The 15,750-nt window shown below is 39.1% G+C and carries 12 protein-coding genes and 1 tRNA gene; 8 read left to right on the top strand and 5 right to left on the bottom strand.

From position 1 onward, the window contains the following. Positions 1–5 precede the first annotated feature (5 nt). Complete coding sequence (locus JM81_RS13705; RefSeq protein WP_144804255.1) at positions 6–1,364, bottom strand: Gfo/Idh/MocA family protein; 1,359 nt, start codon at positions 1,362–1,364, stop codon at positions 6–8. A 450-nt stretch (positions 1,365–1,814) separates the two neighbouring features. Here JM81_RS13705 and JM81_RS13700 point away from each other — a divergent pair, with 450 nt between their 5' ends. Together JM81_RS13700 and JM81_RS13695 are read left to right on the top strand one after the other, a co-directional pair. After that, positions 1,815–3,233 (top strand): alpha-L-fucosidase, encoded by a 1,419-nt coding sequence (locus JM81_RS13700; protein ID WP_144804253.1) that lies wholly within the window; start codon positions 1,815–1,817, stop codon positions 3,231–3,233. An 11-nt stretch (positions 3,234–3,244) separates the two neighbouring features. Then, complete coding sequence (locus JM81_RS13695) at positions 3,245–4,342, top strand: sialidase family protein (RefSeq protein WP_261375058.1); 1,098 nt, start codon at positions 3,245–3,247, stop codon at positions 4,340–4,342. Positions 4,343–4,588: 246 nt separating this feature from the next. Here the strand turns inward: JM81_RS13695 and JM81_RS13690 are convergent. Next, a tRNA-Leu gene (locus JM81_RS13690) sits at positions 4,589–4,668 on the bottom strand. A gap of 189 nt (positions 4,669–4,857) precedes the next feature. Here JM81_RS13690 and JM81_RS13685 point away from each other — a divergent pair. The 3 genes from JM81_RS13685 (at position 4,858) to pth (ending at position 7,221) form a co-directional block, all read left to right on the top strand. Then, positions 4,858–5,799 (top strand): ribose-phosphate pyrophosphokinase, encoded by a 942-nt coding sequence (locus JM81_RS13685; RefSeq protein ID WP_144804251.1) that lies wholly within the window; start codon positions 4,858–4,860, stop codon positions 5,797–5,799. Positions 5,800–5,874: 75 nt separating this feature from the next. Then, entirely contained in the window at positions 5,875–6,507 is a 633-nt protein-coding gene (locus JM81_RS13680; RefSeq protein ID WP_144804249.1) for a 50S ribosomal protein L25/general stress protein Ctc, read from the top strand. 84 nt (positions 6,508–6,591) lie between these two features. Next, positions 6,592–7,221: an aminoacyl-tRNA hydrolase gene (gene pth, locus JM81_RS13675; RefSeq protein WP_144804247.1), complete on the top strand. Its 630-nt coding sequence runs from the start codon at positions 6,592–6,594 to the stop codon at positions 7,219–7,221. On the opposite strand, the gene JM81_RS13670 is transcribed toward pth, so the two are convergent. After that, entirely contained in the window at positions 7,222–7,908 is a 687-nt protein-coding gene (locus JM81_RS13670; protein ID WP_144804245.1) for a hypothetical protein, read from the bottom strand. It abuts the gene before it with no gap. Beyond that, positions 7,905–11,672, bottom strand: coding sequence for a reprolysin-like metallopeptidase (locus tag JM81_RS13665; RefSeq protein ID WP_144804243.1), 3,768 nt, complete (start codon positions 11,670–11,672; stop codon positions 7,905–7,907). The genes JM81_RS13670 and JM81_RS13665 overlap by 4 nt, the downstream gene beginning before the upstream one ends. A gap of 53 nt (positions 11,673–11,725) precedes the next feature. Between JM81_RS13665 and JM81_RS13660 the strand changes: the two genes are divergently transcribed. Then, positions 11,726–12,652, top strand: coding sequence for a bifunctional riboflavin kinase/FAD synthetase (locus tag JM81_RS13660; protein WP_144804240.1), 927 nt, complete (start codon positions 11,726–11,728; stop codon positions 12,650–12,652). Between the two features lies 1 nt (position 12,653). Beyond that, positions 12,654–13,970, top strand: coding sequence for an HTTM domain-containing protein (locus JM81_RS13655; RefSeq protein WP_144804238.1), 1,317 nt, complete (start codon positions 12,654–12,656; stop codon positions 13,968–13,970). A gap of 10 nt (positions 13,971–13,980) precedes the next feature. Here the strand turns inward: JM81_RS13655 and JM81_RS13650 are convergent, their stop codons facing one another. Beyond that, entirely contained in the window at positions 13,981–14,364 is a 384-nt protein-coding gene (locus JM81_RS13650) for a VOC family protein (RefSeq protein WP_144804237.1), read from the bottom strand. A 79-nt stretch (positions 14,365–14,443) separates the two neighbouring features. Here JM81_RS13650 and serS point away from each other — a divergent pair, with 79 nt between their 5' ends. Beyond that, positions 14,444–15,715 carry a serine--tRNA ligase gene (gene serS, locus JM81_RS13645; RefSeq protein ID WP_144804235.1) on the top strand — a complete coding sequence of 424 codons (1,272 nt, stop codon included), beginning with the start codon at positions 14,444–14,446 and terminating at the stop codon, positions 15,713–15,715. Positions 15,716–15,750 lie beyond the last annotated feature (35 nt).

The raw sequence follows: 15,750 nt of genomic DNA, 5'->3' as shown, positions 1-15,750 counted from the left end.
AATTTTTAGTATTGAAATATTTCTCCGCCGGCCAATACATTTTGGGTTTTCTCGTCAAATGTTGCCTTTAATCCAGTCCTTAAAGCTGCCGTGGTCATGATATTGGCAATGGAATGATTATAACCTGCCTCAATTGGCCCGTTGGTAGCTTTACGACTTCTCACACATTCCATCCAATTTAACATGTGCATAGAGGTCATGTTGTCCGCCCCGGTATTTGCAGAGGTTACCACCTTTGGGGCATTGTCACTGAGGTTAAAACCTTCTAGTTTATTTGGCTCCATATTCATGGCACTGGCATATTTTTCTTCCAAACCTCCATTGTCGCTGACCTTATTGGTATCTAGGTTCAATTCTCCTGCGTTAGAATAGTAGATTTCCTTTGTACCCCCTGCAGAATTTGTAAACCTTGAGGAATAAGTAACTTGAAAACCGGATTCTAGATCATCTGTAGGTCCATAATCAAAAACCGCGGACATGGTATCAAAATTTTTACGACCATCTTTCCAAAGGTAGATACCACCATTAGCCGCAACACTTCTAGGGTGGTCTAAACCAGAAAACCAATGTACGGTATCTATTTGATGCGACATCCATTGACCGGGTATACCGGATGAATACGGCCAAAATAATCTATACTCCAAATATTTTCTCGGGTCCCAAGCCGCTTCAGGTCTATTCATTTGATATCTTTTCCAATCGGTATCAGATTGTCGTATCTCCCTTGTAAGTTTTGGCAACCTCCAACGGCCTGGTTGGTTAACGTTCCATGTCATTTCTACCATGACGATATCGCCAAATTTTCCTGACTTTATAAAGTCATTGGCCGCGTGGTAATTGGCCCCACTTCTTCGCTGACTTCCTATTTGGAAAACGATACCTGAATCCTTTACCGCCTTCATACCAATTCTGGCATCGGCCATGGTTTCCGCAAAGGGCTTTTCACAATACACATCTTTTTTGGCATTGGCGGCCTGTACCGTATGCAAGGCATGTTGAAAGTCTGCCGTTGAAATGATGGTAGCATCAATTTTATTCTCCGCATACATTTCCTCATTATTGCGCCATTGCTTTATTTTATTACCCGTAATTTCATTGATATAGGCCACTCCTTCGTCCCTACGTTTGTTCCAAATATCGGACACCCCAACGATTTCAAAATTTTGTGCTTTACTATGGCCATTAAAAGCAGGTATCAAGGCATTTTTAGCCCTATTTGAGAATCCAACAACACCTATTCTAACCCTATCATTTGATCCAATAATCTTTCTATAACTACTAGCACTCATTGCATTGGCACCTAAAAAAACACCACTGGATGCAAGGGCAGTTTTCTTTATAAAATTCCTTCTTTTGTTTTCCATTGTATTAAAGTTTACGTGTTCTGTTGATTATTACGTTTTGGTTGAAATCTATTCACTGGTTAGCATTAAGTTTTTCGCTTGATAATAACAGGTGTGCAATTGTACCAAGGCAATGATATTTAAATACACACAATTATCATATTATTAATAAATTCATATTTAGGCCCCTGTAAAAATATGATTTACCATTTACGTTAACGTTAACGGTTACGAATATAATTATTATTTACATTGATTATAATATTTTATGCAATGAATGCTGTTAAATATTATTGGTCTGCAAATTAATATGCAATATATTTTTACAATTATAGTGATCAAGCTATGCTACTAATAACCCGACACTTAAATTAAATGCCCTCCATTTTTACCGGTCAATATTAATGAAGGCTTCTTTGTTTTTGGCCGATGAGCTATCTTTACAGATCAACATTCCAAACAAATTATTCAATGAAGCGTATCTTTTTCCCCCTATTTTTTCTACTTATTCAGATTTCATTTTCCCAAGTGGATAATATTCATGGCAAATCAACAATTTATGAAGCGCCAACAGACCCGTTGGTACAACAGAAATTAAAGGAATGGGGAGATCAAAAATTTGGTATGCTAATTCATTGGGGCGTTTACGCGGTTCCGGGGATAATTGAGTCCTGGCAATTATGTTCAGAAGCTTGGCTGGAAAGACCGGAAGGCATGTCTTATAATGATTACAAAAAGTGGTATTGGAACTTGAGTTCTGTTTTTAATCCTGTGAATTTTGATCCAGAAAGTTGGGCAGATGCCGCTGATAGTGCAGGGATGAAATATGTGGTTTTTACAACCAAACATCATGACGGGTTTAATATGTTTGACACACAACAAACAGATTACAAAATCACCAATGGTCCATTTAAAAATCATCCAAAAGCAAATGTCGCCAAACATGTGTTCGATGCCTTCAGAAAAAAAGATTTTATGATTGGCGCCTATTACTCTAAACCAGATTGGCACTCACAAGATTTCTGGTGGGATAAATATGCTACACCAGACCGCAACCCAAATTACGATATTAGAAAGTACCCAGAACGATGGGAACGTTTTCAAGATTTTGCATACAATCAAATAAATGAATTGGTTACAGATTATGGTCAAATTGATATTCTTTGGCTAGATGGCGGGTGGGTAAGACCACGAGAAACCGTTAACGATGAAGTACGTGCCTGGGGCGCTCCAATACCAGATTGGGACCAACACATTAATATGCCAAAAATTGCGGAAATGGCCCGTAAAGCACAACCCGGAATCATTTTTGCGGACAGAACCGTACACGGTCCTTATGAAAATTACCAAACTCCTGAGCGATCAATTCCAGAAACAAAATTAGACAACCCATGGGAAAGTTGTATTACTTTAGGGAATGCCTGGGGCTATGTACCCAATGACAACTATAAGTCTGCAACTAAAGTTATTCATTCCCTAATCGAAATTGTCGCAAAAGGCGGCAATATGCTACTTGGTGTAGGCCCGCAATCTGACGGATTACTCCCATTAGAAGCAGTAAATAAACTAGAAGAGATTGGTGTTTGGCTTTCTAAAAATGGTGATGCTATTTATGGTACGAAAACAACTGATAAATATACTGATGGCAAAAACTTTTTCACCACAAAAGAAAACACACATTACGCACTTATTCCTTTAAAGGAGGGCGAAGCATTACCCAATCAAATTTCATGGGGTAAAAATATCCCTAGACAAGGGTCTAAAATCACCTTATTAGAAACAGGAGAAAAATTAGATTGGAGGCTTAAAAGTGGGATGGTTCAAGTTACGCTCCCAAAAAGCTTAAGATCAAAAACCATACCTGCGCTAGCATTTTCATTTAAAAAGTAAAAACGAAAACTTTGACTAAATCTGTAAATACGTCCAATTCAACACAGAAATACTTTTCAATATTTTGTTTAATATTGGGATTATTCTCATCAATAGTATACGCACAGCAAAATTCCGAACTACCTGAACTTCCTCAAATTCAATTATTAACAGATGAATTTATATTTGAGAAAGCTCCATTTTTACAATGCCATGCCCCTACAATTGTAGCTTTAAAAAATGGCGAATTAATGGCATCATGGTTTGCGGGTACACACGAGAGACATCCTGATGTAAGTATTTATACGAGTTTCCTAAAAAATAATACCTGGTCAACGCCCGTAAAAATAGCAGATGGTTTTCAAAATGACAGCCTCAGTTACCCAACATGGAACCCCGTTTTATTTGAAAATAACAAAGGTGTACTTTTCGTATATTACAAAATGGGCCCATCGCCTTCTACTTGGTGGGGAATGTATAAAACCTCAACAAATAATGGAATTCACTGGTCTAATGCACAAAGATTACCAGATTCTATTCTAGGACCAATCAAAAACAAGCCTATTCAAATAAATGATGAAATAATTATATCGCCATCTAGTATGGAAACTGACAATGGAGAAGTTTGGAAAGCCCATATAGAAATATCTAAAGATGATGGCTACACCTGGAAACGTTCAGAAATACCTTCTGATTCTGATGTGAAATTAATTCAACCTTCTGTAATACAACTACCAAATTATATTTTGAAGGTTTTATTAAGAAGCAATAAAAACGTTATTATGGAAAGTATTAGTTCTGATTTTGGTAAAAGTTGGTCTAAGGCAATTGCTAGTGAAGTCAAAAATCCTAATAGTGGTATAGACGCAATAACCCTAAATAATGGTAATTTCCTTTTGGTCTATAACCCCACTTTAAGTGGAAAAGATTGGTCTGACGGTAGACAAAAATTGAATTTAGCCTACAGTACCGATGGAGTGCATTGGAAAGATGTTTTACAATTAGAAAATGAAAAAGAAGGTGAATTTAGCTACCCGGCAATCATACAAGATAAAAATGGCTTTGTTCATATTACATATACTTACAATAGAGAAAGAATAAAATATTTGAAATTGAAACTTGAAAATTAAAAACACATAAGGGCCTAAAAGTATAATTAGGATATTCACTTTACAAAACCAATACAATCATTATTTGATGCTCAGTTATGGAATGATTAGGGATGAAAAAGTACAGTATATACTATAAAAATTAGAAAAATTGACCTACAAGATGGTTAATGACGTTGCAGAAAGCGATACCCTCATTTATTCTTATAGGTATTATTAAAAAAAACCTCAAAAATCTAAGAAATAGATAGTTGAGGTTTTAATCTGTACTCGAGGTGGGAATCGAACCCACACTCCGAAGAACTGGATTTTGAATCCAGCGCGTCTACCAGTTCCGCCACTCGAGCATAAACACCGTAATAAACGATATTTTTAAATAGGACTGCGAAATTAAAAAATTTTTTTCTTTCTACCACTAAAAATTTCAAACATTTATACAGCTGCAACCAATTTTAATTTTTAAATTTGCACCTCCTTAAAAAACAGGGTCTTCCGTAGGATTGAATCTGCTGCTGAGGTAAATAAGAAGAAAAGATATGCCATATCAAGTTCCGGAACCAAAAATATTTGCTTGTACGCAAAGTACGGCACTAGGTGAAAAGATAGCCAAAGCTTATGGCACCACATTGGGCAAAGTCTCTTTTTCACGCTACAGCGATGGTGAATTTCAACCTTCTTTTGAGGAATCTATACGTGGTACGCGTATTTTCATTATAGGCTCCACACACCCTGGTCCGGAAAATTTAATGGAGATGTTGCTAATGATAGATGCCGCCAAACGGGCTTCTGCACGTCATATTACAGCAGTTATGCCTTATTTTGGTTGGGCAAGACAGGATAGAAAGGACAAACCCAGAGTACCTATTGCCGCTAAATTGGTGGCTAAAATGTTAGAGACCGCAGGGGCTACAAGAATTATTACTATGGACCTCCATGCAGATCAGATACAGGGCTTTTTTGAAAAACCTGTTGACCATCTTTTTGCGTCTACCCTTTTCTTACCTTATTTAAGAAATCTTGGATTGGACGATCTAACTTTGGCCTCTCCGGATATGGGAGGTTCAAAAAGGGCCTATGCCTATTCCAAAGCATTGGATAGTGACGTTGTTGTCTGTTATAAGCAACGGGCAAAAGCCAATGTAATTTCACATATGGAACTTATTGGGGATGTTCAGGGTAAAAATGTGGTACTTGTAGATGATATGGTTGATACCGCCGGTACGTTGACCAAGGCCGCAGACCTAATGATGGAACGTGGTGCAGTAAGTGTTAGGGCCATTACCACACATGGTTTGTTATCCGGCAACGCCTATGAAAAAATTGAAAAATCGCAATTAACGGAATTGATCATAACAGATTCCATACCAATAGAAATAAAAAGTAATAAAGTTAGGGTATTGTCATGTGCCGAGCTATTTGCGGATGTTATGGACAAGGTGCACAACAATAATTCTATATCCTCTAAATTTTTAATGTAGCAACCAACCATTATGGCAATGGTGCTAACATGAAATTAGAGGTCAAACTATTAATATTAATTTTTAATACATATAATGAAGTCAATTACAATTAAAGGATCAGAAAGAGAAAGCGTGGGCAAAAAGGCAACGAAGGCCCTACGTAATGCTGGAAAGGTTCCTTGCGTGGTATACGGAGGGGATAAACCATTACATTTTTCAGCGGATGAACTAGCGTTCAGAGACTTGGTTTACACTCCAAATGCACACACAGTTGCAATTGAACTGGATGGTGGAGCTTCTCTAAAAGCTGTAATGCAGGATATACAGTTTCATCCTGTAACCGATAAGATCATACACATTGATTTTTATCAATTATTTGATGATAAAGTGGTTACAATGGATATTCCTGTACGTTTAGTAGGTAACTCTCCAGGTGTACGTAACGGTGGACGTTTATTGTTCAGAAAACGTAAACTTGCCATTAAGGCCCTACCGGACAAATTACCGGATTTCTTTGATATCGATATTTCAAAATTAAGAATCGGTCAAAATATATCTGTATCATCATTATTGAATGATGATTTCACAATCTTACATCCAGATAACCAAGTTGTTGTACAAGTTAAAACTGCACGTACCGCAATTGTTACGGATGATGAAGATGAAGAAGGAGAAGAAGGAGCTGAGGGTGCCGAAGCGGCAACTGAAGAAGCTACCCAAGAATAACTTCTTATTTCAAAAATTACAAAAAGGCATCTCGATATCCGTATTGAGATGCTTTTGTATTTTTGACCCTAAAATAAAGTTTAAATGTTCCATTTTTTAAAAGGACTTTTTAACAAGCGCTCAAGTGTTCATAAAGAAGAGGACCCAATGAAAAAATTTTTGATTGTAGGTCTTGGCAATATTGGAGATGAATATGCCGAAACCCGACATAATATAGGTTTTAAAATATTAGATGAACTGGCAAAGGCCCAGGAATTTACTTTTGAAACCGCCAAACTTGGAGATATAGGCACGTTCAAAATCAAAGGAAGAACGGTTATATGTCTAAAACCCTCTACCTATATGAACCGTAGTGGAAAGGCATTAAAATATTGGATGGACAAGGAAAATATTCCCCAGAGCAACCTATTGGTCATAACCGATGACATTAACTTGCCTTTTGGAACCATACGTATAAAGACCAAGGGCAGTGATGGCGGCCATAACGGATTAAAAGATATTCAACAACATTTACAGACCCATGGCTACAACCGGTTCAGGTTTGGGGTCGGTGCCAATTTTGGCAAGGGTAGACAGGTAGATTATGTTTTGGGACAATGGAACGAAGAAGAACGTGATCTAATATCGGAACGCCTCTCCAGATCTGCAGAAGTAGTCAGTGCATTTGCCCTTAGCGGTATTGCCCGTACCATGAACCAATACAACAATACTTGATTACAGCACCTTAAAATTATATATACCGGAATTGGAATTGTTTCCTTCAGCATCAATAACGACCACACTCCAATAGTAGACCGTGTCCGAAGCTACGGAAACTTTTATACTGTTTACGGAAGGTTGTAAGGAACGAATTAAATCCGTTGGCGGAGTTTCCACGGAAAAATACACCTCATAGTTTACGATATCGTTATCCAGATCGGATGCCGACCATGAGAGGACCACTTCATTGTTAAGGTCCTTAAATACATTTTCAGATGAAGCCGGACTAACTATCGTAGCTGGAAAAGGAGCAAATGTAGCATTGGAACCTGCATTATAAAAATGCCAGATTTCACTAGAAACGGTCTGTTCTACTTGACTATTCTTTGAACGGACCAACCATGAATACTGTTTACCTTTTTCCAAGGGCAGCGTGGCGGACGTATTTGTGGATATTATGGTCTGTACCGTACCGGTCTCGGTATTGGTGACCCTTAGTTCATAGGTTTCCGTATTATCTGCAGCGCTCCAATTAAATTCCACCTGACTTTTTTCCTCTCCTAAACTTACCCCGGTCGTACATTCGGAATTTTGCTCCGGAAATAATAACAACACCGCTTCAGGTGGTTGTGGACTTCGTTTTTTCTTGCATCCGGTAAAGGAGAGCATCAAACATAGAATTATGAATATGGCGCGCTTCATTGCTTAATTATTTTTAAGGTTCCTTTGGCGGTAGCCCCTACATATTTTATATAATAGATTCCTATGGAAAACGCACTACAGTCAATTTCTATCCTGTTTAATTGTGGAACAAAGGTATCACTTGATATCAATCTACCATCCGCACTAAAAACCTGTACAAAAACTTGTTCCTGTTCGGCCCCAAAATAAATATTAATGCTATCGATCACAGGGTTTGGAAAGACAATAGCCCGCTCACTGAAAACCAATTCTTCCTCATAAGTACCTTGACAGGCCAAATTGGTAGTCACCTTAAAAGTATTGAGACCTTTTTTTAAACTTAATGTTACGGTAGGTTCATTGGTCATTAAAATTTCATCGTTATGCGTAATGGTGTATAAGGATGATCCAAGCAAGGAAAAAGTGATCTGACTGCCATCCAAAGCCAGTTTAGATGTTACATTGAGCGGCGCAGGCTCCGTAATTTGGACCTCTACGCAATATTCCTCATAAGTAATGATCCCATCTGTACCTACAATACATACCGAGTAGGTGCCGGATGCCAAATTGGCCAAGTTAAAAGTGTTGGAAAAATTTTGAACAAGTTCTACACCATTTCCGGTAACAGTTGCTTGATAATCCAAGGATAATTTGGGAGTAATGGTAATTGAGCCATCATTATTGTCACTGCACGTTTCGCTATCTATCCTAACCGTAAAGTTTTCACTAGGAAAACGATATACTGGACAACCCGATGCATTTACCTCTTGGCCCAATGGTGTATCCAGACATAAATCGTCTCCATCGTCAAACACGCCGTCCTGATCATTATCCGGCCTAAAATCACCTTCCACACAGACTTCAAGTAAAAAGGCATTCAATTTACCGCCATCAGAAGGAGCATTATCGCGAACCTCCAAGATCCATTCCCCTAAAAGGGACTCGCCATTAAAGGAGCTTAAACTCCCCAATGGGCTAACGGTACCACTAATACCTGGCTCCGGACTACAGATAAAACTGGGCGCATCATCATCAAAAGTGGCTATAATATTCCGCGCCTCACCACATGAACTGGAAACCAACGTAACCTCGGTACCTTCAGGTGAGGTAAGGGTAATTACCAAATCTGCCAAAAAAGTATGTTCAATATCAAGAATGACATTGATATCCGCAATAGGCAAATCTTCATAAAAAATTATTTTAGAGCTTATTACGGGAGTTCCGCTACTGGAAATAGCAATGGGCAAGCCCGCAGTGGCTTCTTTCGTGGTACAGTTAAATTGTATGGTCGTAAAACTGAACGGCGCACTAAAAACTCCTTCCCCACAATCATTTTTGGGTCTAACACGCCAAAAATATTGGCTGTTATTGTCCAATAATACCGGTTTATAGGAATTAGAGGCTACCGTTGCCGTTTCAACAATAGCGGTAAAATTGGTATTGGTTGAAATTTCGACATCGTACAAAGTGCTGCCTACTTGATTCTCCCACTGCAATTCCGTATCTATTGACGCATTTTCCAAACCGTCTACGGGTGCAACTAAATTTACCAATTCAAAAGTATCGTCATAAACCCTTAACAACAAGGTAATATCTTTGGTGACCGTTGCCGAACTTGCAACAATTTCTATAGGATAAATGCCTTCGGCCAGCGTTGAAATACCCTCAAAATCCAATAATACAGAAGTATCCGTATCAGTTGCGGTAGCGGGTGTAAAAGTTGCGGTTAGGCCATCTGGCAGGGAGGGCGTACTAAACGTGCTTTCCTCGTTAAATCCCAAATAGGTTTCATAGGTAAAAGGTACGTTGATATCCTGTGGCTTACAGACATCAAATTCAACCTCGTTAAAATCCAACACAATTTCGGAAGGGGTTATGGAAAAATCGGTACCATTAACAGCAAAAAAAACATTTCCGTCCGCTTTGACCATAATTCTACCGCTATCCGTATCTATACTAGGTACTATGATCCTTTGACTACCATCGTTCAGTACATTTTCGGCCAATATGGTCGGGTAGGTAAGTCCGCCATTGGTGGACAAATAGATAGAAACGGTCTCTGCCGCTACAGGTGCAATATTGGTATCGGCGACATCCCACGTAATGACCTGTATAGATCCTGCCACCAAAGATTCTTCAGTATTTAGCGAAGTGACCGCAAAAGGGCCGGCATCATTAATTACCGTTATACTCATTTCATCAGAAACACTCTGCCCACCATTTAAAGCATTGTCACGCACGGTCAAGGAAAAATTTAAGGACCTACCAATATTGGATACCGTCTCCCAGGCATCTCCCCTACTGGGCAAGACCTGTGTAAGCTGGCCGCTCAGTACTCGGTTAAGGTTTGGAAAATACCGTCTCGGCAAAATACTAGGCGGCAATGACCTAAAATTGGCCCCTGCTGGATTATTAGGTCCAAAAGTAGCTTGGGTTACAACCCCATTGTCTATTTGCTCCCAAGTATAACTCAACACATCCAAAGTATCCGGGTCAGTTGCCTCCCCATTCAAAACAAAGGCCGTACCCTTTGGTATGTTGTAATCCTGTAAGGGAGATAAAGAAGGGGGCACATTGGCAATAGACTGGGTTTGCCCACAGGAAACCGTTCGCAAATAATCCCTAATTTGCGTTATACTGACATAATGAAAATAATCATTGCTATTACTGGCTACATTGTTATTTCCCGTAATACCCGCATAGCCCATAATGGTTGTACCACTTGCCGGTTCTACCTGTACATTTGTACCTTCCGAAATATGAGAGAACGAATGGTTTGCCCCAAATTGATGGCCCATTTCATGAGCGACCAAATCAATATCGAAGGCATCACCGGTCGGTGATGACAGTGTAGAGTATGCACTACCCTTTCTCCCGTTCTTACAAACAGCTCCAATAAAACCGGAATTACCGTCCAAAGTGTTTTCCTGTTGATTGAACAAATGTCCAATGTCATAATTTAAATCTCCTATAACATTGGTCAACGTACTTTGTACCTGGGAACTTAAACTACCGGTATAAGGATCATTTTCAGGATCGGTATAGATTACATCATCCGTATTGTCTATCAATTGTAAGGATATGGCCAGATCACGCTCAAAAACACCATTGACCCTGGTAAGGGTAGCATTGATTGCGGCCAATGCATCTGCTTTGGTACCCCCATGAAATTGAGTGTATTCCCCAGACGCGGAAATAGCGACCCTAAATGTGGTCAATGTTTGGTCATCTACCAATTTAGCCGTCAAATTCTGGGCATAATCCATAACCGTAGGCATTGTTTTACAAATAAACTGTAGATCACTTTTGCTCTGCTCCGTCCTTCGGTATAAAATATATGTATCGTCCTTGGTCTGCTGCATAAACAGGGCTTCCTCTTCACCTACTTTATTGAACATGCTCTGAACACCTTTTGGTGACACACTAAAACGTACCTGCAAACCGGCACGGTCTATAGCGGTACCCTTATAAGATTTAATGGAAGGATATTTTTGGGCCAAGGCCTTTGAGAACAAGGGTATCTCTTCTACACGAAAGGGAATTTGATTGCCCTGTTCATCTGGAAAATAGATGACATTGGACTTTTTATTGGACATTAAGGCTTGGGTGAACAGTGTTTTGTTCAAGACAAATGCCTTACCTTTTTCCACCTGCAGTCGTTGCTTGGAAATCTGTTTGTTGGCCGTAGATAATTCGGTTTTTTCCCAGTATGTACTTTGAGCTACCCCGGAAAAGGAAAGAAATACTATGGTAATTGAAAAAACTAGGCGTAATTTTGCAACCATCAGGGGGCTTTTATCTCAGAATCAAATATAAGTCTTTTTATTTTCTATCATAGGTGATTACAGTTCGCAACATTTCCACATATCATGAAAAACATCCCACGGTCATTACCATTGGTACATTTGACGGGGTACATATTGGTCATCGTAAAATACTGGATAAAATCATAAACCATGCCAAGACTACGGAATTAAAATCGTCCGTACTCACTTTTTTTCCACATCCAAGAATGGTTTTACAAAAAGATGCGGATATCAAACTTTTGAACACCATAGATGAAAAAATAATGATCTTGGAACGTTTGGGTCTTGATGTGTTGATCATTCATCCGTTTACCAAGGATTTCTCTAGACTTACCGCAACGGAATTTGTACGGGATATATTGGTAAACACCTTGAACACAAAGAGAGTCATTATTGGTTATGACCATAGATTTGGCAGAAACAGAACGGCCAACATTACCGATTTGATAGCATTTGGCAATGCTCTGGATTTTACAGTAGATGAAATACCTGCACAAGAAATAGATGATGTTTCCGTGAGCTCTACCAAAATACGTAAAGCGCTGGAAGAGGGCGATATTACCACGGCCAACAATTACTTAGGATATGAGTATATGCTGACCGGCACGATCTCCAAGGGAAAAGGTATTGGAAGACAATTGGGTTTTCCCACAGCAAATCTTACGATTGCGGAAAATTATAAACTTATACCAAAAAACGGAGCATATACCGTTAAGAGCACCTTAATGGGAAAAACGGTCTATGGCATGATGAACATTGGGTACAATCCAACCGTAAACGGCACATCAAAGTCCATAGAAATTAATTTTTTCGATTTCAATGCCGATCTCTACGATAAAAAAATTCAAGTGGATATTTTGGCCCGTTTAAGGGACGAACATAAGTTTGAATCTGTAGATGCCCTTAAGTTACAATTGGCAAAGGACAAAGAACGTTCCATACAACTTATTCGGAAATAAAATGCTGAACAGGGTATTGTTTCAACGTATGGATAATAGCCCCTTGATCATCTTCCGTATTTTTTTTGGAATCCTTATTTCATTGGAAAGTTTTGGGGCCATTGCTACTGGATGGGTAAAAAGAAATTTAATAGACCCCACCCATTTTTTTCCCTTTATAGATTTTGAATGGTTACACCCCATACCGGGAAATGGCATGTACTATTATTTTGCCATTATGGGCTTTTTGGGCATTTGTATTGCCCTAGGGCTAAAATACAGGGTAACCATGATTGCTTTTACCTTTATGTGGTCTGCCACTTATCTAATGCAAAAAACAGCTTACAACAACCATTATTATTTGCTTATCCTTATTTCTTTACTCATGTGTTTTTTTCCAGCGCATAGAAGTAGATCTGTGGATGTAAAATTGAATCCAACTCTTGAAGCCAATTCAATGTTCGCTTATGTTAAGTGGTTTATTGTTTTACAGTTGCTTATTGTATACACCTATGCTTCTGTTGCAAAAATGTATGGCGACTGGCTAGATTTTAGCATGATCAAGGTATTGATGCAGCCAAGGAAAGATTATTGGTTAGTTGGTGAATTGTTACAACAATTGTGGGTGCACAAAATTATAGGCGTAGCAGGAATTGTATTTGACCTTCTGATCATCCCCGCCTTACTTTATAAAAAAACCCGAAAAATAGCCTTTATATTATCCATCTTTTTTCACCTATTTAATTCTATTGTTTTCCAGATAGGTATTTTTCCATACTTGGCCTTGGCGTTCAGTGTATTCTTTTTTGACCCAGAAACCATAAGGTCTATATTTTTTAAATCCAAAACACCTTACGTACCAACCGTTTTATCCTCTCCAAATTACAGAAACGGCCTATTAATGGTCGCGGGTCTATATTTTCTGTTCCAGGTATTGTTACCGGTAAGACATTATATTATTGAAGATGATGTATTGTGGACAGAAGAAGGACATCGTATGAGCTGGAGGATGATGCTGAGGAGCCGCACTGGAAAAGGCAATTTTATGGCCATAGACGAGTACTCCAATGAGATATACCGGATTGACCCAAAAAATTACCTGACCAAGGCACAACTGCGCAAGGTTTATTCATATCCGGATTTTGCTTGGCAATTTGCCCAATATATCAAAAACGATTTCAAGAAGGATAATAAAGACGTTGCCGTATTTTTAAAAAATTCGGAAATAAGTATAAACGGTAAGCCCTATAAACCATTTATAGACCCCAAGACCAATTTGGCCAAGGAGCGCTGGAAACCCTTTAAGCATCACACTTGGATTCTTCCATCCAACCCATAATTAAACTAGATCATGGAAACTTGACCATACGCTGACAAAGCTGAAGCGGCAAACCCCAAGGATCACGCAACATGACCAAATGGCTACCGTCATCCTTAAAGACCTCTTCAAAAAAGCTTGCTCCGGCAAGCAGCAAACGTTGTTTATCTTCCTCTGCGTTCCCGGAAACAAAAGCCACGTGAAAGGTCAAGGGATGCCTATTGCTAAAATCCTCTGCCAATTCATCTTCCCGAGTGTAGAACTCAACCACTACCCTACCGGTACTATCTGCCAGAAACGTCATAAACGGAGCTTCCTTTTGCTGATTATCTATTGTCAGTCCCAAATGGCTGCAATACCAATCAACAACCCCGTTAATATCCTTTACATTTATTGCGAAGTGTTCAAAAATCATAGTAATGAAAGTTTAGGGATTAAAAGTATCCAATTTAAATAGAAGATTAACGTAAATTTGCACTCAAATACGACCTAAAATGTTACAATTACAGACCATAAGGGATAATAAAGATGAAATTATCCTTGCCTTGGAAAAGAGGAATATTGACGCCAGACCAATGTTGGACAATCTGCTTCAACTTGATGAAAAAAGACGTACGGCACAAACGAAATTGGATAATGTATTGGCAGAATCCAACAAAATTTCCAAAGAAATAGGTGTTCTGTACAGGACCGGTAAGGCTCAAGAAGCAAATGCACTAAAGGAGCGTACGGGTACATTAAAGGAAGAGTCCAAACAATTGGGAGAAGAATTGAGCCTAGCGGCAGATGAATTACAAAGTTTATTATATCAAATTCCCAATACCCCGCATACATCTGTGCGCAAGGGGTCAAGTGAAGAGGACAATGAAGAGGTATTTAAAGAAGGAGACATTCCCGTATTGGATACCTCTGCCTTGCCACATTGGGAATTGGCAAAGAAATATGACATTATTGATTTTGAACTAGGGGTAAAAATAGCAGGAGCGGGTTTTCCGGTATATAAAGGAAAAGGTGCACGATTGCAACGTGCTTTGATCGCCTATTTTTTGGACAAGAATACTGAAGCCGGTTATACAGAAATACAGGTGCCACATTTAGTGAACGAGCTTTCCGGTTATGGTACAGGACAGTTGCCGGACAAGGAAGGTCAAATGTACCATGTAACAGCAGATGACCTATATTTGATTCCTACGGCAGAGGTGCCCGTTACCAATATTTTTAGGGACGTCATCTTAAACCAAGATGATTTTCCAATCACCTACACGGGCTATACCCCTTGTTTTAGGAGAGAAGCAGGTAGTTATGGGGCACATGTTAGGGGCCTGAACAGACTACATCAGTTTGATAAGGTTGAAATTGTACGTGTAGAACATCCCACCAATTCATATAAGGCTTTGGATGGTATGGTTGAACACGTAAAGGGTATACTGAGAGCGTTGAAACTCCCGTATAGAATTCTTCGCCTATGTGGAGGGGACCTTGGTTTCACCTCTGCATTGACCTTTGATTTTGAAGTGTTCTCCACCGCGCAGGACCGTTGGTTGGAAATAAGTTCTGTATCCAACTTTGAAACGTACCAAGCCAATAGGCTCAAGTTAAGATTTAAGGATGAAAACGGAAAAAGTCAGCTGGCCCATACATTAAACGGTAGTTCTTTGGCCCTACCACGCGTATTGGCAGGTATCCTAGAAAATTATCAGACTCCAGAAGGAATTAAAATTCCAGAAGTTTTGGTACCGTATTGCGGTTTTGACATGATAGACTAGGGTAACTACCGTTCATACCATATATCATTTAGTAT

The sequence above is a fragment of the Maribacter sp. MAR_2009_72 genome, assembly GCF_007827235.1.
GTDB lineage: Bacteria > Bacteroidota > Bacteroidia > Flavobacteriales > Flavobacteriaceae > Maribacter > Maribacter sedimenticola.
Note: the sequence above shows the minus strand (reverse complement) of the source record. Positions and strands in the feature narration are given on the sequence as shown.